Genomic DNA, 25,621 nt, shown 5'->3' with positions numbered 1-25,621 from the left:
ATCTGCGTCAGGCCGGCGGGTTGTGGCGGGCGAACACGCGGGTCGCGCCCGAGCGAAGCACCAGCAGAGTGTCGTAGGGCTCCTTGCGCCCCTGCGGCGTCTCCATGCCGGGCGAACCGAGCGGCATGCCCGGGACCGCGACGCCCACCGCCGCCGGTCGCTCGGTCAGCAGTCGAATGACGTCCGGGGCCGGCACATGACCCTCGACCAGATAGCCATCGATCAGACCGGTATGACAGGAGGCGAGCGCGTCCGGCATGCCCCGGCTGCTCCGGACCGATTGAAGGCTTGGAAGGACGGTGATGGTGGTGGTGAAGCCCGCCTGGCGCATGTGCGCGATCCAGGCGTCGCAGCAGGCGCAGGTGGGCGTCTTGAAGACCGTGAGGTTTCTGGACGGACGGGTCTGGGCGCAGGCGGACCCGCCCATGCCGATGAAGACGGCCGCGCCCATGAGTAGACGACGGTTCAGATTGGCGGGATTCAAAAGGGTTCTCCCTGATCGCTGTGGACGGATCGCTGCGCCTCGACAGGGTCGGCGCGCTGCGGCGCCAGCCGCGCCCGCAACCACCGTCGGCCAGGCTGCTCGACGAAGACATGGATGGCGGCCGCGGCGGCGAGCGTCAACACAAGCATGGCGGCCAGTTCGTCCAGGCCCATTCGATAGTCCGCACCCCAGCCGGAGAACGCCTGCGCCGCATTGCGCCACACCATCAGGATGGGGATGTGGACGAGATAGAGGGCGAACGACGCTTCGCCGGCGAACAGAAGGACGGGGTGAGACAGGAAGGTCCGGACCGGAGCCTTGGCCAACAGGGCGAGCGACAGGATGAAGAGACCGGCCGCCGCCACGATGACCCGGTCGTCGGCGCCGATCTGCATGAGCGTCAGCAGCAGGGTCGTGGCGACCAGGGCGCCCATGAGGGACATTCGCGGCGAAGGCGTCCAGCGCTGACCGAGATAGTAGAGGCCAATGCCGTAGAGGAATTCGGGAATGATGCGCAGGATGCCCAGGCTGTCCTCCGCCCGTGGCAGGACCCGCCCGAACTGCGTCCGGTAAAAGGCGTCAAGCGCGACGAACAGCAGCGCGGAGAGTGCGATCAGAGCCCACGGCCTCGACCGCAGGCGGAGGGCGACAGCAGCGTAGGCCGGGAAGAACAGATAGGCGAACCATTCGGCAGACAGCGACCAGGCTGGTCCGTTCCAGAGCGCCATGGTTTCGCGCGGAAACCAGGCCTGAACGAGCAGCAGAGTGCCCGCGAAATCGGCGGGATTGAATCGGCCTGGCTCCAGACCGACGCCGACCATCGGGGCGATCAATACAAGCCCGAGCATGGCCAGGAGGATGAACAGGTGAGCCGGATAGATTCGGGCGAACCGAGCTGCCAGAAACCGCTTGTAGTCGGGCGCGCCGTTCCCTTGCAGATAGACGTGCGCGAGGATGAAGCCCGACAGGATGAAGAAGACATCCACGCCGAGCCGGGCGCGGTTCAGCAGGCCCGCGCTCTCCGCAGGCAAGGTCCAGTAAAGCTGGAAATGGAAGAGCACGACGCCGAGCGCGAGGAAAAACCTCACGCTGGTGAGGGGATCGAGCACGTCCGGGAAGGGAGCCCGGGCGGGGCCTGACCTGTCGCTCACATCGATCCCCCTGGACGACACGGCTATTCCGGTCGTTCTCTGGTATCTACGCGGGGCCGGACCTTTCCCCTCATGAGGGGAAGCTCAAACCGGCGCGTATGGAGGGGGGGCGTGAGGCAGGTGCGCAATGACTGACGACATCGAAAGACTGATCGGAGCGGCTGCGCCCGGCGACGCTTCACGGCTTGCGGGCGTGGAGGACGCCGTCTGGTCCCGGATTGGCGAGCGCCGGGATCGCGCCCGAATGGGTCAGGTGCGGATCGCCGCCGTGGCGATCGCCCTTGTCGTCGGCGGTGCGAACGGCGGTCTGATGCTCATGACCCCACGGCCAGAGCCTTCAGAGCTGCGTATCTTCACGGTGTCAGCCGGCCTGTCACCTATGGCCAGCCTGGATGTTTGGGGATGAGGGCGACGTGGAAGTCGATCGTCGCCACGGCGATCTTGGCGGCGCTCGCCAGCGGGGCAGCGACCTGGGCGAGCGCGACCTGGATCATGCGCGAGCGCCAGCCGCCGAGCCTGCACAGCGTCGTCCATGAAAAACTCGACCTTAGCGCGGAGCAGGACCGCCGTCTAGACGTCATTGAAGCCCGCTTCGCCGCGCGTCGCCCGGCACTGGAGGCGGAGGTTCGTGCCGCCAATCGCGAACTCGCGGCCGCCATCGCCGCAAGCGACGGGGACACGCCGCAGGTCCAGGCGGCTGTCGATCACTTCCATACCGCCATGGGCGATCTGCAAAAGGCGACGATTACCCATGTGTTCGAGATGCGATCCGTTCTGACCCCGGCACAGGCCGAGGTGTTCGACGCGGCCGTCGTCGACGCCGTACGCTACGAAGCCGGCTAAGCGCGGCGCGTGGGGGTTGAAGCCAGCATCGAGGTCCGAGCGGCGGGTGGAGACCGGGCCGCTTTCACTGCCTTGATGACCGCCACCAAGGCCGACCTCTACCGGTTCATTCGCCGCTACGTCGGCGACGAGGCTGAAGCGCATGACGTGCTTCAGGAAGCCTATGCCTCAGCGTGGCTCGCCATGCGGCGATATGATCCGGCGCGGCCTTTCGATGTCTGGCTGCGTTCCATCGCCTTGAACAAGTGTCGGGACTGGAGCCGGCGGCGCTCCGTTCGCCGTGTCGTGCGCGGCGTGATGGGGCTCGATGCTCCCGAGGCGACGGCGGTGGGGGAAGACGCACCCATGCCTGAAGCTAGGCTGGACGATCAGCGCAGGGCCCAGGACCTGCAACACGCGCTGTCTGAGCTTCCCGACGCCCTGAAGGCCCCACTCCTGTTGGCCACGCTTGAAGGGCGCTCTCATGCGGAGGTCGCATCCATATTGGGCATCACGCCGAAGGCCGTGGAAACGCGGATCGCCCGCGCGCGAAAAAAGCTGGTCGACGCCTTGGCTTGAGCGCCGGTTCGGCGTCGCGGTGCCGAGCGCGCGCGCAAGAGCGTTATCTCGAAGACTGTGGCGACCTGACGCAAGGGATGCGCCGCTCAGATGCGTATCTGAACGAACGGCTCACTTGCCGACCAAGGAAAACTTCTCTGATGTCGACCGCTCGCCTTGATCGCCGAACGCTTCTCCGGGGCGCCGCCATCGGCGGTGGATTGCTGGGACTGCAAGGCTTGCTTCCGGCCTGGGCGCAGACGGGTTCGGCGGGGCTGCGGTCGGACCTGCCGACGCTGACCGGACCGAACGTCGACCTGACCGTCGGCCACTCGCCCTTCACGGTGGGGGGGCGCACGGGCCATGCGGTGACCATCAACGGCGTTCTGCCGGCGCCGCTGCTGCGCCTGCGGGAGGGCCAGAATGTCCGGCTAGCGGTCACCAACGGTCTGGACGAGGACACCTCGATCCACTGGCACGGCTTGCTCCTGCCGTTCCAGATGGACGGCGTGCCGGGCATCAGCTTTCCCGGCATCAAGGCCCGCGAGACCTTCGTCTATGAGTTCCCGATCAAGCAGTCGGGCACCTTCTGGTATCACAGCCACTCTGGTCTTCAGGAGGCGATGGGGCACTACGGTCCGATCGTCATCGATCCGGCGGGCGCCGATCCCATCGCCTACGACCGCGAGCATGTGCTGGTCCTGTCGGACTGGAGTTTCATGCATCCGCACGAAATCCTCGACAAACTGAAGAAGAGCCCCGGCTACTTCAACCAGCAGCGCACCACCTTGGCGGGCCTCCTGGATGGCAGCGACCGCATGAGCCTGGAGGAGCGGCGGATGTGGGGCCAGATGCGGATGGACCCTCGCGACATCCTCGACGTCAACGGCTCGACCTACACCTATCTCATCAACGGCCACGGTCCGCAGGAGAATTGGACCGGCCTGTTCCGGCCCGGCGAGCGGGTGCGGCTGCGCATCATCAACGCTTCGGCCATGTCGATCTTCAACATCCGCATTCCCGGCCTGCCGATGACCGTGGTCCAGGCCGACGGCGAGAACGTCCGCCCGGTCGAGACCGATGAGTTCCAGATTTCGGTGGCCGAGACCTATGACGTCATCGTCCGGCCGACCGATGACCGAGCCTACACCATCGTCTCCGAAGCCATCGACCGCTCCGGCATGGGACGGGCGACCCCGGCTCCCCGCCTGGGCATGACCGCCGAGGTTCCGCCGCTGCGCGAGGTTCCCAATCTGACCATGCGCGACATGGGCATGGGCGGAATGGATCACGGCTCAATGGGCGGCATGTCCGGGATGGATCACGGCGTGATGGCCGGCATGGACCACGGAGCCCCGGCCCAGGGCGCGGCGCCGGCGGGCGAAATGGCCGGGATGTCCATGGCCGGCATGAACATGCGTGACCCCGAGAACGCCCCGCCGGACATGGCGGTCGGCGTCGGCGTCGATGCGATCGCCATGGCCCCGGCCAACCGCCTCGGCGAGCGTCCGATCGGTCTCACAGACGTCGATCACCGCGTCCTTGTCTACACCGACCTGGTGTCGCTCCAGCCCAACAAGGACCAGCGCCCGCCGTCGCGAACGATGGAAATCCACCTTACCGGCAACATGGAGCGGTTCATGTGGGGGTTCGACGGCCGCAAGTTCAGCGAACTGGTCGAGCCGATCCGCTTCGAACGCAACGAGCGGGTGCGGGTGACGCTGGTCAACGACACCATGATGGCCCATCCCATCCACCTGCACGGCCACTTCTTTGAACTGGTGACGGGCGGGCCGGCCGGACATCAGCCGCTCAAGCATACGGTCAACGTCGCGCCCGGCGGCAAGGTGACCTTCGACCTGACCGCCGACGCGCCCGGCGACTGGGCGTTCCACTGCCATATGCTGATGCACATGCACGCCGGCATGTTCAACGTCGTGACGGTGCGGCCCATGGACGGAGCCAACTGATGATCCGCCTCGCCGTCGCCCTCGCCCCCCTGGTCCTCGCCGCCAGCGCCTTCAGCGCCCAGGCCCAGGACCCGCACGCCGGCCATACGATGCCGGCGCCGGCCCGCCCCGCTCCGGCCCCGACGCCGCAGGCGCCCGCCCGGCCGGCGGCGCAGGACCCCCACGCGGGTCATGTCATGCCGGCGGCGCCGACCCCGCCCGCACCCGATCCTCACGCTGGCCACCGGATGCCGGCTCAGCCCGCGCCCGTCGATCCCCATGCGGGGCACGACATGGCGGCCCCGGCCCCGGCGCAGCCTGATCCCCATGCGGGCCACGACATGTCCGCCATGGCCCCCGCCCAGGCCGATCCCCACGCCGGGCATGACATGTCGGCCATGAGCATGGGGCCGCCGGACGTCCCCACCAGCGCCGACAATCCCGGCCGGCCGCCCGAAGACCCGCTCCCCGCCGCCGCCCTGGGCGGCCCGGCTCACGCGGCCGATCTCGTCTTTGGCACCGAGGCCATGGCCGCCTCTCGCCGGACCCTGGTCCGCGAGAACGGCGACGTCCGCACCACCGCCGTCATCGTCGACCGTCTCGAAGCCGGTTTCGGCGACGACGGCGAATCATATCTCTGGGACGTCCAGGGCTGGACGGGCGGCGACATCAACCGCTTCTGGTGGAAGTCCGAGGGCGAAGGCGACTTCGGCGGCGAGCTCGAGGAGGCTGAGGTCCAGGCGCTCTACAGCCGCGCGGTGACGCCCTTCTGGGACGTTCAGGCCGGCGTGCGTCAGGACTTTCGTCCCGACGGCGAGGACACCACGCATCTGGTTCTCGGCCTGCAGGGCTTGGCGCCCCACTGGTGGGAGATCGACGCCGCCGCCTTCCTGTCGACCGAGGGCGACCTGACCGCCCGCGTCGAGGCCGAATACGATCAGCGCATCACCCAGCGCCTGATCCTCCAGCCGCGCCTCGAAATCGACGTCTCGGCGAGCGACATTCCGGAGCTGGAGATCGGCTCGGGCCTGTCCTCAGTCGAGGCGGGCCTGCGGCTGCGCTATGAATTCCGCAAGGAGTTCGCCCCCTATGTCGGCGTCGAGTGGAGCCGCGCGTTCGGAGACACCGCCGACTACATCGAGGCCCGAGGCGGCGAGGCTGACGACACCCGCTTCGTCATCGGCCTCAAGGCCTGGTTCTGAGGACCGCATCCATGAAGAACACTATGCTGCCCCTGATCGCCGCGTTCGGTCTGGTCGCCTGCGAGCCGGCGCAAAAGCCGGCCGACCCGGTCGGAGTCGAAGTGACGGCCCCTGCGCCCGTCCCGACGCCGCGAGCCGTAACCGGACCGGCGGAGCCTGCGGCCTCGCCCGCGCCGGCCGCTGCGGCTCCCTCGCGGGCGGCTCCCGCGAGACCCGCGGCGAAAGCCGCCGAATCTCCGGCTCCGGCGCCGCCGCCGTCGACCGCGCCGGCCCCGGAGCCGATGACCGACCATTCCGGGCACGACATGTCCGCCATGCCCGCGCCCCCGAAACAATGAGAGGAGACCACCCCATGATCCGCACCCTGGCCTTCACCGCCGCCCTGGCTTTCGCCGGAGCCGCCGCCGCCCAGGACCCGCACGCCGGCCATGCCGGGATGCAGCACCCGACCCCGGCCGCCTCGGGCATCGTCACCACCCCCGCCGATGGCGCCATGACATCCGGTTCACCCGAACGGTTCAGCGCGACCTTCCCGCACCCGATGGTCCTCAAGACCGTCACCCTCAGCGCAGAAGGTCAGGAACCGATCGTCGTGACCGCGCCCGCCGCACCGGCCGCCGCGGCTGTCAGCGTGGCCTTGCCGCGTCTCTCGCCGGGGACCTACACTGCCGCCTGGACCGCCGAAGGTCCGGACGGTCACAAGATGTCCGGCTCCATCCGCTTCATGGTCCACTAGGAGAACGACGATGAAGGTTTCCAACCTGCTGGCCGCGGCCGGCGCGATCCTGACGCTGAGCGCCGGCGCGGCCCTGGCCGCAGAAGGCTGCGCCTGCTGCAAGGACATGGCTGCGGACGCCGCCATGACCTGCTGCGACGACATGAAGACTGAGCCGGCCGCCCCGGCCGAACCGGCGCCGCCCGCGCCGGCTCCGTCGGACGCGCCCGCGCCCCAGGGCCACGCCGACCACAACTGATCCTCCGCATCGGCGCTTCCGGCGGCCGCCTCCAGGGGAGCCGCCGGAAGTGATCGGATGTCAGAGCGTCACACCGTGCGCCAGAGCGGCTGACGCCAGCGGTGAGCTCGCCGTTTCCACACGAACGAAGCGCACCGTCTCGGCCCGAATCCTGGGTTCGGCGACGAAGCCGGCTTCGGCAAAGGCGATGTGCTGGGGCATGACCGGCCCGGCCGGATCCGCGCTCCACCATCCTTCCACGGCCGCGGCCTTCGGCAGGATGCCGCCCACGATCCGTTCGATGTCCCGGAAGGTCAGGTCCACCTCGGCGCGCTTCTGGCGTCGGAGGAAGGCTGCGAGCGGGGCGTATTTGGGCATCGGCGTGTTTTCCTTTCTCTGATGGCCTCCGGTCAACCCGACTCGCGCGACCAGCCGCAAGCGGTGTAGGGTCATTGATGGCGGGTTCCGGGAACGATAGGCGCCGATCGAGAGCCAGGGGACGCGTGAGCGTCGGCGGCGATCGGCGGCGAAACGCCGGGCTTCCTCACAGAAGTTCCTGGCCCGCCCCCTCACCCTTCGCGCCTTGACCCGTCTTCGTCAGGATCGATGATGCCGGCGCGGACCGCAGCCGCGACAGCTTCGATGCGCGTCCGGACACGAAGCTTGGCGCAGGCTTTCTCGATGTAGCTGTCGACCGTCCGGGGCGACAGGCCGACGATCTGACCGATGTCCGCCGAACTCTTGCCGCGACTGACCCAAAGAAGACACTCGGTTTCGCGACCGCTGAGAAGCAGGGATGATTGGCGTTCCGCATGGGGACTACGCTGCATGGCTCGCTCCTTCCAAAGTACGCGATTCACGTTCGGCGGGAATCAACGACCGGGCAACGACAGTGAATTGCGGGCTCTCCGCCATTTTCTTGCGGGATAACCCGATCCGCGCGCCAGACCACGCCAGCGCTTGCCTCCGCCGGGGGCGGCTTCTAGACCGCCCCGGTCGGGCGCCGTGAGATAGGCCCACAGCTTGAGCCGGGGTCTGTCCGCGAGACAGAGGCGCCGCTGTGAACCGAAGCAGCGGGCCTCGCGATCGCAGAGGATTCCAACGCCCGACCCCTCCGGCTTGCGCCGGGATTCCGTTTGATTCATGCTGACGTCGCCGACGCTTGCGTTGGCGGGGCCTGGAATCCCCTGTGCGATATCAGATCATCGACGGCGGCGCGCACAGCGCGCATGCCCGTTCCCAACGCCTGACGGCGCGCGCCTGCGCGCCTGTCCCAGGCCGTGTGGACGCGTCTGGGTTCCGGACCCTCTCGTCGAGAGGCCGGAGAACCGTGGTGACCGATACGAAGCAGCTGGGCACGGAGGCGCAGGACGGTATCAACCGTCTCTATCGGCGCTATGCCGCCTGGCTGGATCGTCGCCTGCGAGCCCATGTCGACGCCGAGGCGGCGGCGGACGTCGTTCAGGAGACCTACATCCGTGCCGCGCCCTATGCGCTGGACGACATCCGTCATCCGAAGGCTTTTCTGCTCAAGATCGCCCTGAACCTGGTACGCGACGAGAGCCGGCGGGAAGGACGGCGGCGGCGGGATCGGGACTTTCAGATACCGGCCGGAGCCGAGGCCGCGCCGCAGTTCGATCAGGTTCTGCTCGAGCAGGTGATCGGATCCATGCCGCAACTCTACCGCGACGTCTTCGTCTTGAGCCGCTTTGGCGGTATGACCTATCCGGAGATCGCCCAGTCGTTCGGGATCAGCGTAAAAACGGTGGAATGGCGAATGTCCAGGGCGCTTGAGTACTGCGCGTCTCGGCTGGACCTGTAGGCAAGACGGATGACGATCGAGGCTGAAGCCGACATCAGGCGCAAGGAAGCAGCGGAATGGTTCACCACGTTGAGCCAGCGCAAGGTCACCACTGCCGATATCAAGGCCTTCAGCGTGTGGCGGCGGGATCCTGAGAACGCCCGCGCCTTCAGCCGCCTGGAGGCCATGTGGGACGCGGCCGGAACGCTGGCAAACACCCCCGGGATGGCGGCGCTGACGGAAGACGCGGCGAACCGGGCTCGCCAGGCTTCGACAAAGGGGGGAAGACGCACCTCCGGCCGCCTGGTCCCTCTCGGGGCGGCCGGGGCCATCGCATTGGCGCTCGTTGTGGGAAGCTGGTCCTGGTGGTCCGCCCAACGTTCCGACGTCTACGACACCGCCATCGGTGAGCAGCGCACGGTCCGGCTGGAAGACGGTTCACGCATCATCCTCGACACGGCGTCTCACGTGACGGTCCGGTTCAGCGGGTCCGAGCGTCTGGTCACGCTCACCTCCGGACGCGCCATGTTCGAGGTGCAGGGAGACGCCACCCGCCCCTTCCTGGTGAAGGCCGGCGATACGGAGGTGACCGCGATCGGCACCCGCTTCGACGTCCGGCGGACCGGCGCGGGCGCCCGGATTGTTCTGGTCGAGGGGCAGGTTGCCGTGCGGCAAGAGGCGTCGTCGCGGCCGGCATGGACCCTGGCGCCGGGACAACAGGTCACGACTTCGGTTCAACGCCCGGCGGTTGTGGCGGTGAACGTGCCGGCGGCGACGAGCTGGACGACCGGCCGCCTGACGTTCGAGAACACCCCGATCGCCGTCGCCGTCGCGGAGGTCAACCGCTACAGCCCCTCGCCGGTGGAACTGCGGGACGACCGGATTTCGGCCATCCGGGTCAGCGGGGTCTTCGATGCAGGCGATGTCGACGGCTTCGTCGCCGCGCTCAGGGACCTCTACGCCCTCGAAGCGGAGCGGGCGCCGGACGGCCACCTTGTTCTGACGGGACCCGCCTGAAAATAATCTGATCCCGGACTTAGGGGATGGGCCGCGACCCGACGTCTCCTCCCCGACCCGCAAAACTGCGGGTAGAGAATCGGGGGAGATCATGGGTGACAGGTTCACTTCTACCGCGCTCGCCGCACTGATGCTGGGGGTCGCCACGCCGGTGGCGGCGCAGACGGTCGAGGCCGTGCGCGCGTTCAGCATCGGAGCGGGGCCGCTCGAGCGGAGCCTGCCGGTCTTCGCCCAGCAAAGCGGCCTGCAGATCCTCTATCCCAGCGCGCTCGTCGCCGGACGTCAGTCCCAGGCCGTCACCGGCAATCTCACGGCCGAGGCCGCGCTCGCCCAACTATTGCGCGGAACGGGCCTCACCTATCGTCAGAGCCGCCCGAACGTCTTCGTGCTGATCGATCCGTCGGCCCGGGCGGAGACGGACGCTGAAGCCACCCAGCTCGAAGAGGTCGTGGTTACGGGCAGCTACTTCCGCGGCGTGGACAGTCCCTCGCCGGTCACAGTCCTGACCCAGGACGATGTAGCGCGGCAGGGGCGCGCGACGGTGGCCGAGACCTTGGCCGCCCTCCCCCAGAATTTCACCGGCGCCGCCTATGAGGGCTCCGCGAACACCGGCGCGGATCGTTCGGCCCGGAACAGCGGCGCGGCGACCGGGCTCAACCTGCGCGGACTCGGCGCAGACGCAACCCTCGTCCTCGTCAACGGCCGGCGGATCGCCGGCACGGGCATCTCCGGCGACTTCGCGGACGTCTCCAACATTCCCTCCAGCGCAATCGCGAGGGTGGATGTGCTGCTGGACGGGGCTTCAGCCCTCTACGGCGCGGACGCGGTCGGCGGCGTCGTCAACATCATCCTGAAATCCCGGTTCGAGCAGGCGGAAACCCGCGTGCGAGTGGGCGGCACGAGCGACGGCGGCGCCGAGGAAGTCCTGCTGTCCCATGTCGGCGGGTTCAACTGGTCGAGCGGAAGCCTCGTCGCGGCCTACGAGTTTCATGATCGCGGCGAGCTCCGTTCGGAGGACCGACGCGTGATCTCCAGCGCCGACCTGCGCCCGCTGGGCGGTTCGGACTGGCGGCTTGTTTACAGCGCGCCCGGCAACATCATGGCGCAGAACCCCATCTCGGGCTCCTATCAGCCCATCTTCGCCATTCCTCGCGATCAGGACGGCGCAGGGCTGACGCCGGGCGACTTTCGGGCCAATGAGGTCAACCTCACGAACCAGAACCTGGGCCAGTGGTTCCTGCCGCATCAGCGTCGGCACAGCCTCTTCGCCGCGGCGCGGCAGAGTCTTCCATTCGGCTTCAGCATCGACGGCGACATCCGCTACACAGAGCGGGACCACACCCTCCAGACGCCCGCCGACACCGGCATCGTCGTGATCACCTCCGCCAATCCTCACTTCGTGTCTCCGGTGGGCGCGACACGCCACGACATCGCCTATTCCTGGATCGACGAGCTTGGGCCGGCGCTCTCAGAAGGCCGCACGCGAAGCGTCAGCGGCGCCCTTGGGCTCAACGGCGCGATACGGGACTGGAACCTGTCGGCCTACCTCAGCGGCGGTCGGGAGTTCAGCAGCCGGACACTCTCCAACCGGGTTCAGACGACCTTCCTGCAGGAGGCCATGGGGTCCCGGGCGGATATACCGACGACGACGTTCAGAACGGCGGTCGACGGCTTCTTCAATCCCTACGGCGATCCCGCCAACACCAGCCCGGCGATGCGGGCGCATATCGGCTCGGGCTATTCCTGGACTGACCACACGACCACCGTGACCTCGGCAAACCTCAAGGCTGACGGGTCGCTTCTTGAGCTCGCAGGCGGTCCGCTGCGGGTGGCCGTGGGCGTCGATCTTCGCGGCGAACGGTTCGAAACCGAGGGCGAGAACTTCCTTTCCGGCATAGCGCCGCGCATCGTCGCCCCTCTCGTCTATGAGCGGGATGTCTCGGCGGCCTTTGTGGAGTTCCGGGCGCCCTTCGTGAGCGCCGCAAACGCCCGCCCGGGCCTGGAGCGCCTTGAGTTCTCCCTGGCGGCGCGGATCGAAGACCATGAGGGGGTCGGGCAATCCACCAACCCCAAGGTCGGTCTGCTCTACAGCCCGGCTTCCGACCTGCTGCTGCGGGCGAGCCATGGCACATCGTTCCGCGCGCCGGCGCTCCGCGAGCTGTTCACGGCCTATGCCCTCGGCCCGACCTTTCTCAACCGGGGCGGCGTCAATGTGCTCGCTGTCGTCCAGTACGGCGGAAATCCCGACCTGCGGCCGGAAACGGCCACTTCGACGACGGCGGGCTTTATCTGGACGCCGGCGGCCCTTAGCGGGTTCCGACTGGAGGGCGGCTGGTTCCGCACCCGGTTCGAGGACCGCATCGGCAATCCGGTCCTCGAGAATCTGACGAATGTTCTCAACGATCCCGCCCTGGCCCCTTTCGTCCGCTTCGTGAACCCGGCCACCAACGCCGAGGATCGCGCCCTCGTCCAATCGCTGCTGGACCACCCCGGCAATTTCAACCCGACCGTCATGCCCGTCACCGCCTATGGCGTGATCGTCGACAATCGCTTCGTCAACGCGGCCGCCGTCGAGGTCGAGGGGCTGGACCTGTCAGCGCGATATCGCTTCGACCTGGGCGCTGGTCAGATGTCGATCGATGCGTCGATGACGCATCTCCTGGCCAACGATCGCCAGATCACCGACGCGTCCCCCAATGAGGACCTGCTCGGAGACCCTCATTTCCCCGCCCGGTGGCGCGGCAGGCTCGGCGGCCAATGGGTAAGCGGCCCTCTGACGCTCGGCCTGATCGCCAACTAGGTCAGCGGCGGACGAGACCCCGTTGGCGGTCGCGGCATCGACGACTGGGCGACCTTCGACGGGCAGGTCCGCTACGACTTCCCTGGCTGGGGCGAGGGCCTTTCCCTCTCCCTGAACGTGCTCAATCTCGCGAACTCGGAGCCGCCGTTCTACGACGCGTCGCGCGGGATCGGCTACGATGCGGCCAATACCAACGCGCTGGGCCGCCAAGTCTCCCTGCAACTCGTCAAGCGCTGGTGAGACGCCATGCGCAAACGTCTGTCCGGCGCGCTGGTCGCGCTGGCTCTCGCGTGCCCGACGACGGGCGCTTCGGAGCCGCTGACCCTCGACACCCTGCTCGGGCTTGAGAGCTTCGGGCGGATCGCCGTCGATCCGACCGGCCAAGTGATCGTGTTCGAGGAACGCCGCGCGCGGGACGATCTTCCCCGCTACGACCTGCAGCCCGAGGGCGCGCTCCGCTACGCCCGCCTCTATCGGGCCGATGTCGCGAGCCCTGCCCGCGTCGCGCCGCTCCTGCCGATGGAGGAGGACGCCGGCTACACCGCCGGCCCCTTCTCCCCCGCCGGCGGCAAGCTCCTCGTCTTCCCTGCACGCCCTGCAGTTCCACATCGGGATCGTGGATCTGGGCAGCGGCGGCGTCGTGTGGACCGACATCTCTCCGGAAACGGGCGCCTGGGGCCGATCCGTGGAATGGCTGTCCGAGGATGTTATCGTGGTGCTCGGCATGCCCGACGGGGATCTGCCGCCGCGTCTGGCGGACACCAATCGAACCCAGAGAGAACTGCCCCCGCTCTGGGACCGGGCGGCCCGTGGGGAGGCGGCCTTCGTTTCGGTCGGGCTTGGGTCGGAACCGGCGCGGCCCCTTCGCGACCTCTTGCGGATCGACGCCCGGACCGGTGCCGCGACCCGTCTCGCCCGAGGGCCGTTCCTTGACCTGGAGGCGTCCCCGGACGGCCGCCACGTCGCCCTGATAGTCGACGGCGCCCTCCAGCTCCTCCCCTCTCCGGGCGCCGCAACGGAGTTTCGGCGTACCCGCGCCCTGCGGCTGGTCGACAGTCGCTCCGGCGAAACTCGGGACCCGCCCGAGGCCCGGGACGTCTCGACAAGTCTCCTGACTTGGTCGCCGGCGTCCGACACCCTCATGGTAGCCGCGATCGATGGCGACTCTCCCCGCCTTCTCGCCGTCAGCCCGGCTGGCGCGGCGCGGGACGTCACCCCGCCGGGCGTCACCCCGCTCATCCCGCTCGATTTCCACGGATTGCCGACGGCCGAGGCCGGTTGGATCGGTGAAACGATCGTCCTGCACGGCCGTGATCGGGATGAAGAGGGTTGGTTCTTGAGCGGCGAGAGGCTCCCGGCCTTGGCGCCGGACGCCCGCCTCATCGCACAAGGAGGCCGCGGGGCTCTGTTCTCCAGTCGCGGACATGTCGTTCGCCTGACCACCGACGGGTCGTCCGATGACCTCGGTGCGTTCGCCTCGGTCGTTCGGCCGGATGGCCCGCTTGGCCAGCGGGCCCTGGCGGGGCCAATGAAACAAGACAGCGCAGTGGTGTCGGAGCCGACAGGACAGCTGTGCCGGATCCGGGCTGACCCGGGCCCCATCGTCTGCGTCACGGGTCCTTCCGGCGCGGCAGTGAGTTGGTCTCAAGGTGTGGCCGTCGCGCGCGGCGGCGAGGGTCGGGCTGTCAACCGCCTCGCCGTGACACGCGGAACGTCGACGCAGACGATCCGGAGCCTCAATCCCGAGCTCGACGACGTAGACCTCACAGCGGCCCGGCGGGTTGACGGCCCTGGAGGGGCCGGTGGATGGCTCTACGCCCCGGCTCAAGGCCATCGGCCGCTTCCGGTGATTGTCATCCCCTATCCCGACCGCGCGTATGCAACCCCGCCGCCGACCATGCGCCCCGAGGCGGGTAATCTGACGCTCAACGGCCAGCTTCTGGTCGCCGCCGGCTACGCCGTCCTCTATCCCGACCTGCCTGTCGGCCCCGAGCCGGCGGCCGGTTTGGCGGACCGGATCCTCGCCGTGGTCGACGCCGCCGCCGCCGAGAGGCTCGTCGATGGCGACAGGATCGGCCTTTGGGGACACAGTTTCGGCGCCTGGGCGGTCGTGCTGAGCGCGTCACAATCCCCCAGGTTCAAGGCTGTCGTCGCCCTGAACGGATCCTATGACCTGGCCGGATCGCTCGGCAGGCTGTCCAACCATGCGCGTCTGGCGGGCGAGAACGAGGCTGCGATCATGGGAACGGCGCGGTGGCTGGAATCCGGTCAGGTCGGGATGCGTGCGTCCTACTGGTCCGATCCCGACAGGTACCGCCGCGGCAGCGCCTTCGAACAGGCGGATCGGATCACGGCTCCCATTTTGCTGGTCTATGGCGAGATGGACCATGCGACGGGCGAGGCCGAAGGCATGTTCGCCGCCCTCAGACGCCTCCAGCGCCCGGCCGCCCTGCTCTATCTGATCGGCGAGGACCACGGGATCCACAACCCCGGCAATGCCCGGATCTACTATGAGCAGGTCATCGGCTGGTTCGATCGCCATCTCATCGCGAACGCGCCTCCAGCCGCGCCGTCCACCGTCGAACCCAGGCCTCCGTCAGCGCCAGGGTGAGCAGGCGGGAGAAGCCGCCGCGCCACAGCAGCGCCTCCCGGGAAAGGTCCGTCTCAAGGTCGTCCAGCAGGCCCGCCTGAGCCAGGGCCCCGCCCAGCAGATAGTCCCGCAGGAAGGGCAGATTGCTCGCGGCAGCCTCGCCGTAGAAGGCTCCGAGTTCGCCTTTTGAACGGCGGGCATAAATCGAGGGAGGCAGAACGTCCTGAAACGCGTTTCTGGCCGCGGCCCGATCCCGGCCGCCCCAGGTCAGATCGACAGTCGACCAGGACAGGCCGGCTTCCATCACGGGCTGGCTCAGCAGCGGGTTCACGCAGACCCCGCGCCGGCTCCGTGCGGCCTGCCCCTGGAAGGTCTGGCAGAAGGCGAGGATCGAAATCTGCAGGGCCTTCGCAGGTGGAACGCTCCGCAGGTCGTCGAGCCAGGGATGATCCCAGTCGGCGCGGCTGCGCCGGTGTTCCCGGAATGCGCGGAACCAGGCCCAAGGCCAAAGGGACCGGCGGGTCCAGCGTGCGATCCGGTGCACGGCCGCCGGCCGCGCCCTGACCCCGCGCTCCTGGATTTCGTCGAAAGCGATGAGAGGGCTCGGCATCTGGAAGAAGACCGCGTCGCCGCCCTGTCCCGTGAGCGATCCCCATGCCCCAGCCTCCCGAACGCGGGCGGCGATGTCGTCATTGTAGTCCGTATCTATGTCGTTGGTGGCCGGTCGGAAGGCGTCCGCCGTGCGCGCCAGACGCTCGGCGGACAGGCTCAGCCCTTCGCGCCGCACCTCGGTCAGCGCATGTCCCTCGCGCGCCAAGACCGCCCGCGCATAGATGCGCTCGTCGCCTTCGGGCTGCTCGACGTAGTGGTTCACCCAGGCCGCGACGCGATTCCGCTGCGACGTCTCGAGGGACGCCGCGACAATCGCAGAGTCGAGACCGCCGCTGACCTCGGCGACCCATGTGTGATCGCCGGCTAGGCTGCGCACCGCCATCTGCACCACCGACCGAAGTTCAGGCGGACGGCCGCGCCCGCGTCGATAGACGTCCGCCGGCCGCCAGATCTGCACGCCGCGAGACCCGCCGGCGCCGACCGTTCGGAGCTCTCCGCCGGCGATCGGCGTCAGTCCGTCCAGGGCGAGATCGTGACGATATTCGCCGCCGCGGCTGACCAACCGCGACACCGCCTCCCAGTCCAGAGCCAGATCCTCGGGCAGGAGAGGGTCAAGAACTGGCGCCGCGCTGGAGGCGACGACGGTCACACCGGACCTGCGCCAGCAGACGGCCTCGATCGCACCGGAAGGATCGCGCAGGATCGCGGCGTCGCCGCCAGTGCGCCGGACCAGCACGTACCGGCCCCAGTGCTCTCCAATAATCCGTCGAGCGGACGCCGCATCCAGGGACCGGCAGGCCAGCGCGCCCCCCTCGGAGGCGGAAGCCGCCCGGCCCGTGTTGTCGAACATCTCGCCGATCAGGACGCCATGGCCGTCCAGCGCTGCTGTGATCCTGAGGCGGTCGGACGGCGCATAGACCTCGAGGAACGGGTGCGAGACACAGCGCGACCAGCCGGCGCCGGCCAGCCGCCGACGCAAGGGGGCCATGAGCGCATCGACCGCGCCGGCCGCGTCGCCGACGAGCGCCACGAAGGAGTCCGCGCCCATCCTCAGATGACCAGAATGGGATGGAAATGGCTGAGCGTTTCCGCGGACTGGCTGACGCAGACGTCATCGACCCGCAGCCAGCAATGGGCCAGGAACGGCCAGGCGCGGACCCCGAACACCCAGTCGGCGTCGAGGTCGCCGGCGTTCAGGAAGCGCAACAGCATCTCGGCCTGGAACAGGCATGCGCCGGTCCGGGGCGCGAAGGGCAGAAGCTGGAAAAACGTCTGCGCGCGCGCCGCGATCATTTCGAGGTCATCGCGCCGCCCGGTCCGGTCGCCATGAGCGGCCGCCAGTCCGGCCAGCGTCGGGCGACGCCAGGCCCGATCGGCCCAGATCGCGCCGAACGCGGCGATCTCTGCCAGGCGCGGCCGGCGACCGGAAATCTCAGGCAAGCTGTGCAGGGGGAGCGGCGGAGGCGGGACGCACGCAGGACGCGCTGGACCGGAATGCAGCAGTTCTGCTGACGCCAGTTCGAGGAGGGTATCCATCGGTCCGCGAAGGCGTTCGCCCAAGACCGCAACGTCACCGCAGTCCGCGAACAGCAGATAGTCATCCGCCGCCAGATCCAGAAGGACCAGATCGCCTCCGATCGGAACCGCGTGGACGCCCTGCGCCAGTTGCCCCTCCTCGGTCATTCGAGCGGGAGGTCGTAGCGGTGGGTCACCTGCAACTCCACGAACTCGCCGCCCTTGCCCCGAGTCAGCCGTCGCGCCGACCCGAGGACAACCAGGCGCCCAATCTTTCGTATCAGCATGAACTATTCCTCCAATGGGAGCCGCTCGGGGCCGCCCCGAGGGACGACCCCGGCCCGCTCATTCGGGCGGCATTTCCCAGCGGAAATGCGAGTTCAGTTCGGCGAAGTCGCCTTCGTCGACGGCGCGCGTCAGGCGGCGCGCGCCGCCCAGCCGCAGGATGCGGCCCTTGTTCTGGACCTTCATGGCCAGACTCCCTTTTTCGGTGAAAGCCTCTGATCAGGACGCGCCGGGCGAGGCCGGACCGGGCGTCCGTGCCGTCCCGGAGGACGGCACGTCGCGCTCAGGCGCCGGGCGGGATCGTGTAGAGCTTGGAGGTGTTCAGCTCGGCGTAGTCGCCTTCGTCGACGGCGCGCGTCAGGTCGCGGGCGGCGCCGAGGCGCACGAGGCGCGGGGTGCGGTGGGTGGTCATGGTCGTCTCCTCGTTGAAATATCGACAAAAGGTCGACGACGGACCATCAGCGCCTCAAAGCAAATCGATTCAAACTATATTGCGCGTATACTTTGACTGGTCGGGATCGATCCGCCGCACGCGCGAAGCGATTGTTCCCGCGGTGATCCGCCAGCGGGCGTAGTAGGCGTCGATACTGTCGCCATCGGATGGCCCGGCCGGCGGCTCCGTCGAAGGGCCAAGGCCTCGAAGCGGCGCAAGACGGCGACGGACCCGCGCGAGGCTCTCCAGCAGGGGCTGATTTTCGCAGACCTCGATCAGTTCGATGATCCACGCATCGACGGCCCCGTCCGAGCCGTCGATCGGATTGGCGAACCCGGCTCCGCGCGCCGCAAGCCGAACGTGAGCAGCTTCCAGATCCAGCAGGCCGAGGATGTCTTCGAGCGGCGTCGCCCGCGTGAAGTAGCCCAAGCCTCGACGGTCTTCGATCAGTCCCTCGCCGCAGAGCCGCGACAGGGCCTCGCGCACCGGGCTGGTGCTGAGGTTGAGCGAGGCGGCGATGTCGGCCACCGACAGATGCTGACCGGGCGCCAGCCCGTCCTCGATCGCTGTTCGCAGGCTGGCGAGCGCCGTGCCAAAGGGATCCCGCTGTCTCATCCCCGTGTCCCGCACGGGCCGCCGACGATCCGCAGGCCAGCGACCGCCAGGCACTGGGGGAGTCGGTCGACGCGATAGCGTCTATACTGTCGTCCGCAAGAAACTTGCGTCATAGCCGCAGCTTTTATGTTGTTGATCTTTATCAGCTTTCATTTGACGCTTGGCTGAGTCATTTTTCAACCTGTAGGGGTGAACCTGAGTTCGTAACGCGTGGTGCCGACGGCGAGGGAGTAAACCGAGAGATGGACGCCCGGCACACCCAGTCGACGAATGCGGTGCTCTCCTCGAGCCTGCGCCTGATCCGGTCCCATCGGCGCATGCGGTCGATCGACGTGGCCCAGGCCATGAACATGGCGCTCAGGTCGTACGAGCATTTCGAGTCCGGCGCCGGACGAATCAACATCGAGCGAATCCATCGCTTCGCCGAGGTGACCAACAGCGATCCGCACGGGATCCTCGCCGCCCTCGCCCTCGGGTCGCCCGCCTTCGCCTTGCGGTGCGCCGACAATAAATTGGCGACGATCCTCGCCGTCGCCCTGCAGGAATTCGACGAGGAGGCCGGCGACGCCATCGCCGACCTCGACGCCCGGCCGATCATCAACACCTTCACGAGGATGTTCAGGGATCTCGTGGACCAATCCGTCCGGCGCGACGCGGAAGCCGAGGCCTGGCTCGAACAACGCCGCAGCCGGCTGTTGGCCCCGGACCGCGAAGACGGCGGCTGAGGCGCCCCAGCCGCTGACGCCACCGCAGATTTACGGTGAGAAGGTCACGGACTGGCGCGCGGCCGGGATTTTCCGGCTGGATTCGGCGATGAAAGCGCTCGCCTCCCATCCCGCAGAGTCATCGGCCCTTCTGGTCGAGGCCCTGACCGGACGGCAGCGCGAATGCCTGCAGCTCGCGTCCACGGGACTGACCTCCTCCGCCATCGCCGAACGGCTGGGGCTCTCCCCGAGAACGGTCGATGAGCATCTCATGACGGCCTGCAGAATCCTCGGGGTGCGGACGCGCGTGCAGGCGGTCGCGCGCCTGGCGGTCGCCGCACGACGCGCAAACGAACCCCGCAGCTTCCTACCGTAGATCTCCCACGGGACGCTCGCGGGTCGTCGCCGCCGGCCGGATCGGCTGGGATTGGGGCGGTTCCTGGAGGCCCTGATGCTCGACCTCGCGTTCGTTCTCGCCCTCTCGCAAAGCTGCGCGCCTTCCGTGGCGCCTCAGACCCTTGCCGCTATCGCGCACGTCGAGAGCCGGTTCGACCCGCTGGCGATCGGCGTCAACGGCAATGGGCCCCGCCCCGCCCGGGCGCGCGACGCAAGGGAGGCGGCGGCGACGGCCCGTCGTCTCCTGGACCGCGGCGCCAACCTCGACCTCGGCCTGGCCCAGATCAACAGCGACAACCTCGGCTGGCTGGGCCTGTCTGTCGAAGACACATTCGATCCCTGCCTAAATCTCCGCGCCGCGGCGACGGTCCTCCGCGCGGGCTACAGGCCGTCCGGCGAGGCTCCGGCGCATCGCCAGGCCGCCCTGCGCGTCGCCCTGTCCCGCTACAACACCGGCGATGCCGGGCGGGGGTTCCGCAACGGCTATGTGGCCAGAGTGGAACAGGCGGCGGTCGCCCTGGATCTGGCGACGCCGCTCACGGCCGCCGCCGTCGGAGCGACCGGCGCGACCCTGCCCGAGACACCGCCCCCGAGAACCCCGCCCGCATCCTGGGACGTGTTCGCGCGCGGGCCCGTGCAAGTCGCCTTTTCCACATCCGACGACCGGAGCCGCTGATGTTTCGTCCTCTGATCCCCTCGCCTTTCCCCCGTCACGCCGGCGCTGCGGTCTGCATCGCGCTGGCGGCGACCTGCCTCTCGGCGCAGCCCGCGCTCGCCTCGGCCAATGTCGAAAGTTTGCTCCAGAACGTCGTCGACATGCTCACGGGCAATACGGCCCGTCTGCTGGCCGTGCTGGCGGTCGTAGTCGTCGGCATCCTGTGGATGTTCGGCCTGTTCGATCTGCGCCGGGCGGCGATCGTCGTGCTCGGCATCGTCGTGGTCTTCGGCGCGGCCGAGATCGTCAATCTGATCACGGGCGGCGCGTGATGACCGCCGCCGCGCCCTGGCTGTGGATCGGGTCGGCGTCAGCCGTCGTCGCCCTGTGCCTGATGCTCGGCCTGAAGCTGATCTCGCCCAAACGGTTCGCCCAGCTCCTCGGCGGGCTCGGCATCGGCCTGACCGTCGGCCTGGCCCTGTGGCGCCTGCCCGCGGGAGGCCCCCATGGCTGACGAACGCCTGGCCGAGGACCCGCTGTTCCTGGCCTGCACGCGGCCGGCGATGATCCTGGGCGTGCCCATGGAGGCGATGGGCGTCAACGTCATCGTGTCGGGCGTGGTCTTCCTCGTCGGCGGCAGCCTGCTCTATCTGCTCGTCGCCCCGGCCCTCCACCTGGTGTTCCGGGCGATCTGCCGCGCCGATCACAACGCCTTCCGGCTGCTCTTCGTCTATGTCGACACCAAGGGCCGGTCGCGCAATGCGGCGCTCTGGGGCGGCAGTTCGGCGACGCCTCTTCCCCTCGTGCGCCGCTATCGTGCCGCGGAGCTGTCCCGTGGCTGAGGGCGGCGTCAGCGCGGCGCGTCTGCGACGGGAGGCCGAGGCGCGGCCGCATCTGCCTTACGCCCGCCACGTCTCGGACCATGTGGTCGCGCTCGACAGCGGCGCCCTGATGATGGTGTTCCAGATCGACGGCGCCAGCTTCGAGACCGCTGACGCGCGCGACCTCAACGACTGGCACGTCAAGCTGAACCAGGCCTGGCGCAACCTCGCCGACGACCGTCTGGCGGTCTGGCACCATGTGGTGCGGCGTCCGGTCGAGCTGGAGCGGTCGACCGGCTACCGCTCCGCCTTCGCCGGTGAACTCGGCGCCCTCTACGACGAGCGCGTGGCCGGGCGACAGCTCTGGGTCAACGAATTGTTCGTCACCCTCGTGCTGCATCCCGGCCGCGACACAGGCGACCGCGCCGCAGCCCTGGCGAAACGTCTCAGGGCGGCCCGCCGCAACGACGCCGAGGTCGAGGTCGCCCATATCCAGCGCATCGAGGAGGCCGGGCGCGACCTGGTCCAGTACCTCGGACGCTACGCCCCGCGCCGGCTCGGTCTCTACGAGCGCGCGGGCCTGTGGTTCTCCGAGCCGATGGAGGTGATGCGGCTGGTCCTGACCGGACGACGGTCGTCCGTTCCGATCGTGTTCGGCCACCTCGGCTCGGCGGTGTACACCGTGCGCGCCATCTTCGGGCGGGAAACGCTCGAACTGCGGGACGCCGCCGATGCGCGCTACGCCGGCGTCCTCGCCGTCAAGGAATACCCCGCCACGACCCGGCCCGGGCTGTGGGACGAGCTGCTGAGCGTCCGCTTCGGCTTCGTGATCAGCCAGTCCTTCGCCTTCCTGTCCAAGGCCTCGGCCCGCGCGGTGATGGAGCGCAAGCAGAACCAGATGGTCTCCGCGCGGGACCGCGCGGCCTCGCAGATCACCGGCCTGTCGGACGCGCTCGACGACCTCGTCAGCAATCGCTTCGTCATGGGCGAGCACCAGGCCTCGATCCTCGTGCACGGCGACACCCCGACCGCGCTGGCCGACCACCTGTCCAAGGCCCGCGCCATCCTCGCCGACTCCGGCCTCGTCGTCGCGCGCGAGGACCTCGGTCTGGAAGCGGCCTTCTGGTCCCAGTTCCCCGGGGCCTTCGCCCGTCGCACCCGGCCGGCCGCGATCACCTCGCGCAATTTCGCGGCCCTCGCGCCCTTCCACGCCCATCCGGTGGGCAAGGCGCGCGGCAACCATTGGGGCGACGCCGTCGCGGTGCTGCGCACCTCGGCCGGCTCCCCCTTCTGGTTCAACTTCCACGTCGGCGATCTCGGCCACACCTTCATCTGCGGACCCTCCGGCTCGGGCAAGACCGTGGTCCAGAACTTCATGCTGGCCCAGCTGGAGCGGTTCGACGCCCAGCAGCTGTTCATCGACAAGGACCGGGGCGCCGAGATCTTCGTCCGCGCCTGCGGCGGGACCTATCTCGCCCTGCGCAACGGCGAACCGACCGGCTTCGCCCCGTTCAAGGCCCTCTCGCCCAGCCCCGCCAACCGCGCTTTTCTGGTCCGCCTGGTCCGAGCCCTCGTCGCCCGGCCGGAGGAAACCCTGACGGTGCCGCAGGCCCGCGCCATCGATCAGGGCGTGGCCGCGCTGGAGGCCCTGCCGCGCGAGCGGCGATCCATCGCCGCCCTGCGCAGCCTGCTCGGCCAGGCGGACGCCAGCGGCGTGGGCGCGCGGCTGGAGCGTTGGCAACGAGGGGGCCCCCTGGGCTGGGTGCTCGACAACGACGAGGACGCCCTCAGCCTGGAGGCCCGCTTCGCCGGCTTCGACATCACCCAGGTGCTCGACCACGACGAGGTCCGCACGCCGGCGATGTTGTATCTGTTCCACCGCATCGCAGAGCGGGTCGACGGTCGCCGCCTCGTCCTCGACATCGACGAGTTCTGGAAGGTGCTGGGCGATCCGGCCTTTACGGAACTGGCCCGGGACGGGCTCAAGACCTGGCGCAAGCAGAACGCCCTGATGGTGTTCGGCACCCAGTCCCCGGCGGACGCCCTGCGCTCCCCGATCGCCCACGCCATCCTCGAACAGTGCGCGACCAAGATCTTCCTGCCCAACGCCCACGGCCAGGCGCGCGACTACATCGACGGCTTCGGCCTCACCCAGGAAGAGTTCCGCCTGGTGCGCGAGGTCCTGACCCCGGAGTCGCATCGCTTCCTGGTCAAGCAGGGCCACGACAGCGTGGTCGTCGAGCTCGACCTGGGCGGGATGGACGACGCCCTGTCGGTCCTGTCCGGCCGCACCGAAACCACCGCCCTGCTCGACCGGCTGCGCGCCGAGGTCGGCGACGACTACGCGGCGTGGCGCGATCCCTTCCATGACCAGAGGAGGTTCCTGTGAGAACCCGCATCTCCATCGCCGCGGCGGCCGCCGCCCTCGTCCTCGCCTGCGCGCCGGCCGTCCAGGCGCAACAGATCGTCCACGATCCGCGCGCCTTCGCCCAGATGATCGAGGAGGCCCGGACCACGCTCGATCAGCTCCGGGCGCTGCAGGCCCAGGTCGAGCAGGGCCAACAGCTCCTCGACAGCCTGAACGATCTGTCCGGCGTCAACGCCCTGGCCAGCGAACTCGGGCTGCCGACAGTGCGCAACCCGCTGCCGGACATGCGTTCGCTGCGCGCTGCGGCCAACGGCGATCTCTCCGCCCTTGGCGACCTGGCGGACCGCGCCGACGCGATCCGTCGGGAGACCCGCCTCTACTCGCCCCCGCCGGGCGACGCGAACCCGGCGGAAGCCTGGTATCGGGACAGCCTCGAACGCGCCGGCGCCCGGACCGCCCGCGACCTCGCCATCGGCGAAGCGGTGGGCGGCGCGGCGGATCGCCGCCTGCAGGGCCTGGAGACGCTCCGCTCCGCCCTGGACACCGCGCCGAACGCCCGCGCCGTCCTGGATCTCGAAGCGCGCCTCGCGGCGGAACAGGCCATGATCCAGAACGAACAGGTGCGGTTGCAGGGCCTCGCCCTGACCCAGGCGGCCGAGGCGCGCCTCGAGGAACAGCGCGCCCGGGAGCGGGCCGAAGCCGCCCGGGCGGCGCGCATGGACGTCTATCGGCGGACCTTCCAGTGAAGCGGACCGCCCTTCTCATGATCCTCGGCCTGGCCGGCTGCGGCGCGCCCGCACGGACCGCCGGGGACTTCGCCGCCGATCCGCAAGAGGCGGCCCGGGTGGTCGCCGACTGCGACGCCGGACATGAGGAGGACGAATGCGAGGCGGCCCGACGAGGCCTGGCCGAAGCGCGCCGGGAGGCGCGGATGCGCGCCTACGAGCGGGCCTTCCGAGGATCCCGACGATGAGCTTTCGCGTCTTCGAGCCCAGCTACGACTTCATCGACGAACGGCTCAACGTCTTCCTCGGCGACCGTCTGTCGTCGGTGATCGCCGAGGTCGAGGGACCGCTGCGCATCGCCCTGGTCCTCTATGTCGTGCTTTACGGGATCGCCATCCTGAGAGGGGCGATCAGCGAGCCGGTCATGGACTTCGCCGTCCGGTCGCTGAAGCTGGCCTTCCTCTATCTGCTGGCGACCACGGCCGCCTATTCGACCTTCGTCACCGAGCCACTGTTCACCGCCCTGCCCAACGCCCTGACCCGGGCCGTCAGCGGCGCGGACACGCCGAGCGTCGGCGCGGCCTTCGACCAGTTCTTCGCCTATGCGGCCTGGCTGGGCGAGGACATTTCGCGCGAGGGCTCGGCCTTCAATCCGGGCCCGTGGGTGGTGTCGGCCGCCGTCTTCATCATCGGGGCTCTCGCGGCGGCGCTCGGCTTCGGGGTGGTGCTGGTGGCCAAGCTGGCCCTGGCGCTGCTCGTCACCCTGGGCCCCATCTTCATCGCCTGCGCCCTGTTCGACGCGACCCGCCGCTTCTTCTTCGGATGGCTGAGCCAGGCGGTGAACTATCTCGTCCTGTTCGCCCTTATCATCGTCATCTTCCAGCTCGTCCTGTCGCTCGTGCGCGACCAGTGGGGCGCGATCCAGGGCGCCGATCCCATGATCGGCGGGCTGATCTTCATCGCCCTGTGCCTGCTGGGGGCGATCTTCTTTCTGCAGACCCCGGCCATCGCCGCCGGCGTCGCGGGCGGCGCCAGCGCCGGCCTCGCCGACTTCGCCAACGCCGCCGCCCTGGGCGGGAGCGGCTCCGGTCGCAGCCAGGGTCCCCAGGAAGCTGACCGCCAGCCGCCCAGGGGCGGCGGCTCCATTCGACCGAGAGGCGCCTGA

General features: G+C 68.9%; 31 protein-coding genes. 22 read left to right on the top strand and 9 right to left on the bottom strand.

Features of this window, described 5'->3' with window-relative positions:
- Window positions 1–7: 7 nt before the first annotated feature.
- Both HF680_RS08245 and HF680_RS08240 read right to left on the bottom strand, forming a co-directional pair.
- On the bottom strand, window positions 8–484 hold the full coding sequence (locus tag HF680_RS08245) for a DUF411 domain-containing protein (protein WP_084375403.1): 477 nt from the start codon (window positions 482–484) through the stop codon (window positions 8–10).
- Entirely contained in the window at window positions 481–1,572 is a 1,092-nt protein-coding gene (locus tag HF680_RS08240; RefSeq protein WP_317134026.1) for an acyltransferase family protein, read from the bottom strand. The genes HF680_RS08245 and HF680_RS08240 overlap by 4 nt, the downstream gene beginning before the upstream one ends.
- A 190-nt stretch (window positions 1,573–1,762) precedes the next feature.
- Here HF680_RS08240 and HF680_RS08235 point away from each other — a divergent pair, with 190 nt between their 5' ends.
- From HF680_RS08235 to HF680_RS08200, 8 genes are all read left to right on the top strand, one after another.
- Window positions 1,763–2,041 (top strand): hypothetical protein, encoded by a 279-nt coding sequence (locus HF680_RS08235; RefSeq protein WP_045811507.1) that lies wholly within the window; start codon window positions 1,763–1,765, stop codon window positions 2,039–2,041.
- Window positions 2,038–2,478: a Spy/CpxP family protein refolding chaperone gene (locus HF680_RS08230; protein ID WP_185224715.1), complete on the top strand. Its 441-nt coding sequence runs from the start codon at window positions 2,038–2,040 to the stop codon at window positions 2,476–2,478. Before HF680_RS08235 ends, HF680_RS08230 begins: the two co-directional genes overlap by 4 nt.
- Before the next feature lie 9 nt (window positions 2,479–2,487).
- A complete protein-coding gene (locus HF680_RS08225) occupies window positions 2,488–3,036 on the top strand; it encodes an RNA polymerase sigma factor (RefSeq protein ID WP_292077791.1) in 549 nt (182 codons plus the stop codon).
- A 140-nt stretch (window positions 3,037–3,176) separates the two neighbouring features.
- The gene (locus tag HF680_RS08220) at window positions 3,177–4,985 is read left to right on the top strand and encodes a copper resistance system multicopper oxidase (RefSeq protein ID WP_185224713.1); all 1,809 of its coding nucleotides are present in this window, start codon (window positions 3,177–3,179) and stop codon (window positions 4,983–4,985) included.
- Complete coding sequence (locus HF680_RS08215) at window positions 4,985–6,166, top strand: copper resistance protein B (RefSeq protein WP_185224712.1); 1,182 nt, start codon at window positions 4,985–4,987, stop codon at window positions 6,164–6,166. Before HF680_RS08220 ends, HF680_RS08215 begins: the two co-directional genes overlap by 1 nt.
- Window positions 6,167–6,177: 11 nt before the next feature.
- The gene (locus HF680_RS08210) at window positions 6,178–6,504 is read left to right on the top strand and encodes a hypothetical protein (RefSeq protein WP_185224711.1); all 327 of its coding nucleotides are present in this window, start codon (window positions 6,178–6,180) and stop codon (window positions 6,502–6,504) included.
- Window positions 6,505–6,518: 14 nt separating this feature from the next.
- Complete coding sequence (locus tag HF680_RS08205; protein ID WP_185224710.1) at window positions 6,519–6,902, top strand: copper resistance CopC family protein; 384 nt, start codon at window positions 6,519–6,521, stop codon at window positions 6,900–6,902.
- Between the two features lie 10 nt (window positions 6,903–6,912).
- Complete coding sequence (locus HF680_RS08200; protein WP_185224709.1) at window positions 6,913–7,140, top strand: ammonium transporter family protein; 228 nt, start codon at window positions 6,913–6,915, stop codon at window positions 7,138–7,140.
- A gap of 60 nt (window positions 7,141–7,200) precedes the next feature.
- Here HF680_RS08200 and HF680_RS08195 read toward each other — a convergent pair whose 3' ends face one another.
- On the bottom strand, window positions 7,201–7,497 hold the full coding sequence (locus HF680_RS08195; protein WP_185224708.1) for a DUF7662 domain-containing protein: 297 nt from the start codon (window positions 7,495–7,497) through the stop codon (window positions 7,201–7,203).
- A 191-nt stretch (window positions 7,498–7,688) separates the two neighbouring features.
- Window positions 7,689–7,949 (bottom strand): response regulator transcription factor, encoded by a 261-nt coding sequence (locus tag HF680_RS08190; RefSeq protein ID WP_185224707.1) that lies wholly within the window; start codon window positions 7,947–7,949, stop codon window positions 7,689–7,691.
- Between the two features lie 359 nt (window positions 7,950–8,308).
- On the opposite strand from HF680_RS08190, the gene HF680_RS08185 reads away from it, so the two are divergent.
- From HF680_RS08185 to HF680_RS08165, 4 genes are all read left to right on the top strand, one after another.
- The gene (locus HF680_RS08185; RefSeq protein ID WP_224762116.1) at window positions 8,309–8,941 is read left to right on the top strand and encodes an RNA polymerase sigma factor; all 633 of its coding nucleotides are present in this window, start codon (window positions 8,309–8,311) and stop codon (window positions 8,939–8,941) included.
- A 9-nt stretch (window positions 8,942–8,950) separates the two neighbouring features.
- The gene (locus HF680_RS08180; RefSeq protein ID WP_185224706.1) at window positions 8,951–9,937 is read left to right on the top strand and encodes a FecR family protein; all 987 of its coding nucleotides are present in this window, start codon (window positions 8,951–8,953) and stop codon (window positions 9,935–9,937) included.
- Between the two features lie 91 nt (window positions 9,938–10,028).
- On the top strand, window positions 10,029–12,737 hold the full coding sequence (locus HF680_RS08175) for a TonB-dependent receptor domain-containing protein (RefSeq protein WP_185224705.1): 2,709 nt from the start codon (window positions 10,029–10,031) through the stop codon (window positions 12,735–12,737).
- An 874-nt stretch (window positions 12,738–13,611) separates the two neighbouring features.
- Window positions 13,612–15,348 (top strand): S9 family peptidase, encoded by a 1,737-nt coding sequence (locus tag HF680_RS08165; RefSeq protein WP_205196153.1) that lies wholly within the window; start codon window positions 13,612–13,614, stop codon window positions 15,346–15,348.
- Here the strand turns inward: HF680_RS08165 and HF680_RS08160 are convergent.
- The 5 genes from HF680_RS08160 to HF680_RS08150 all read right to left on the bottom strand — a co-directional run bounded on the left by HF680_RS08160 (window position 15,281) and on the right by HF680_RS08150 (window position 18,787).
- Entirely contained in the window at window positions 15,281–16,987 is a 1,707-nt protein-coding gene (locus HF680_RS08160; protein ID WP_185224703.1) for an asparagine synthase-related protein, read from the bottom strand. The genes HF680_RS08165 and HF680_RS08160 overlap by 68 nt on opposite strands.
- 2 nt (window positions 16,988–16,989) lie before the next feature.
- Window positions 16,990–17,622, bottom strand: coding sequence for a lasso peptide biosynthesis B2 protein (locus tag HF680_RS08155; RefSeq protein WP_185224702.1), 633 nt, complete (start codon window positions 17,620–17,622; stop codon window positions 16,990–16,992).
- 177 nt (window positions 17,623–17,799) lie between these two features.
- The gene (locus HF680_RS16175; RefSeq protein ID WP_263973020.1) at window positions 17,800–17,925 is read right to left on the bottom strand and encodes a hypothetical protein; all 126 of its coding nucleotides are present in this window, start codon (window positions 17,923–17,925) and stop codon (window positions 17,800–17,802) included.
- 97 nt (window positions 17,926–18,022) lie between these two features.
- A complete protein-coding gene (locus tag HF680_RS16170; RefSeq protein ID WP_263973019.1) occupies window positions 18,023–18,151 on the bottom strand; it encodes a hypothetical protein in 129 nt (42 codons plus the stop codon).
- Between the two features lie 69 nt (window positions 18,152–18,220).
- Entirely contained in the window at window positions 18,221–18,787 is a 567-nt protein-coding gene (locus HF680_RS08150) for a GntR family transcriptional regulator (RefSeq protein WP_185224701.1), read from the bottom strand.
- Between the two features lie 242 nt (window positions 18,788–19,029).
- Here HF680_RS08150 and HF680_RS08145 point away from each other — a divergent pair, with 242 nt between their 5' ends.
- The 10 genes from HF680_RS08145 (at window position 19,030) to HF680_RS08100 (ending at window position 25,621) form a co-directional block, all read left to right on the top strand.
- Window positions 19,030–19,512, top strand: coding sequence for a helix-turn-helix domain-containing protein (locus HF680_RS08145; RefSeq protein WP_205196151.1), 483 nt, complete (start codon window positions 19,030–19,032; stop codon window positions 19,510–19,512).
- An 88-nt stretch (window positions 19,513–19,600) separates the two neighbouring features.
- The gene (locus HF680_RS08140) at window positions 19,601–19,867 is read left to right on the top strand and encodes a helix-turn-helix domain-containing protein (RefSeq protein WP_185224700.1); all 267 of its coding nucleotides are present in this window, start codon (window positions 19,601–19,603) and stop codon (window positions 19,865–19,867) included.
- Between the two features lie 75 nt (window positions 19,868–19,942).
- A complete protein-coding gene (locus HF680_RS08135; RefSeq protein ID WP_185224699.1) occupies window positions 19,943–20,563 on the top strand; it encodes a lytic transglycosylase domain-containing protein in 621 nt (206 codons plus the stop codon).
- The gene (locus tag HF680_RS08130) at window positions 20,563–20,874 is read left to right on the top strand and encodes a TrbC/VirB2 family protein (protein ID WP_185224698.1); all 312 of its coding nucleotides are present in this window, start codon (window positions 20,563–20,565) and stop codon (window positions 20,872–20,874) included. The genes HF680_RS08135 and HF680_RS08130 overlap by 1 nt, the downstream gene beginning before the upstream one ends.
- Window positions 20,871–21,056, top strand: coding sequence for a hypothetical protein (locus HF680_RS08125; RefSeq protein WP_185224697.1), 186 nt, complete (start codon window positions 20,871–20,873; stop codon window positions 21,054–21,056). The genes HF680_RS08130 and HF680_RS08125 overlap by 4 nt, the downstream gene beginning before the upstream one ends.
- The gene (locus HF680_RS08120) at window positions 21,049–21,384 is read left to right on the top strand and encodes a type IV secretion system protein VirB3 (protein ID WP_185224696.1); all 336 of its coding nucleotides are present in this window, start codon (window positions 21,049–21,051) and stop codon (window positions 21,382–21,384) included. Before HF680_RS08125 ends, HF680_RS08120 begins: the two co-directional genes overlap by 8 nt.
- Window positions 21,377–23,752, top strand: coding sequence for a VirB4 family type IV secretion/conjugal transfer ATPase (locus HF680_RS08115; protein ID WP_317134024.1), 2,376 nt, complete (start codon window positions 21,377–21,379; stop codon window positions 23,750–23,752). Before HF680_RS08120 ends, HF680_RS08115 begins: the two co-directional genes overlap by 8 nt.
- Window positions 23,749–24,477 (top strand): type IV secretion system protein, encoded by a 729-nt coding sequence (locus HF680_RS08110; protein ID WP_317134023.1) that lies wholly within the window; start codon window positions 23,749–23,751, stop codon window positions 24,475–24,477. Before HF680_RS08115 ends, HF680_RS08110 begins: the two co-directional genes overlap by 4 nt.
- Window positions 24,474–24,704 (top strand): EexN family lipoprotein, encoded by a 231-nt coding sequence (locus tag HF680_RS08105; RefSeq protein WP_205196149.1) that lies wholly within the window; start codon window positions 24,474–24,476, stop codon window positions 24,702–24,704. The genes HF680_RS08110 and HF680_RS08105 overlap by 4 nt, the downstream gene beginning before the upstream one ends.
- Complete coding sequence (locus tag HF680_RS08100) at window positions 24,701–25,621, top strand: type IV secretion system protein (RefSeq protein WP_185224693.1); 921 nt, start codon at window positions 24,701–24,703, stop codon at window positions 25,619–25,621. The genes HF680_RS08105 and HF680_RS08100 overlap by 4 nt, the downstream gene beginning before the upstream one ends.

The sequence above is a fragment of the Brevundimonas huaxiensis genome, from assembly GCF_014218725.1.
Lineage (GTDB): Bacteria > Pseudomonadota > Alphaproteobacteria > Caulobacterales > Caulobacteraceae > Brevundimonas > Brevundimonas huaxiensis.
The sequence above is the reverse complement of the archived record's forward strand: the minus strand, read 5'-3'. Positions and strand labels throughout refer to the sequence as shown.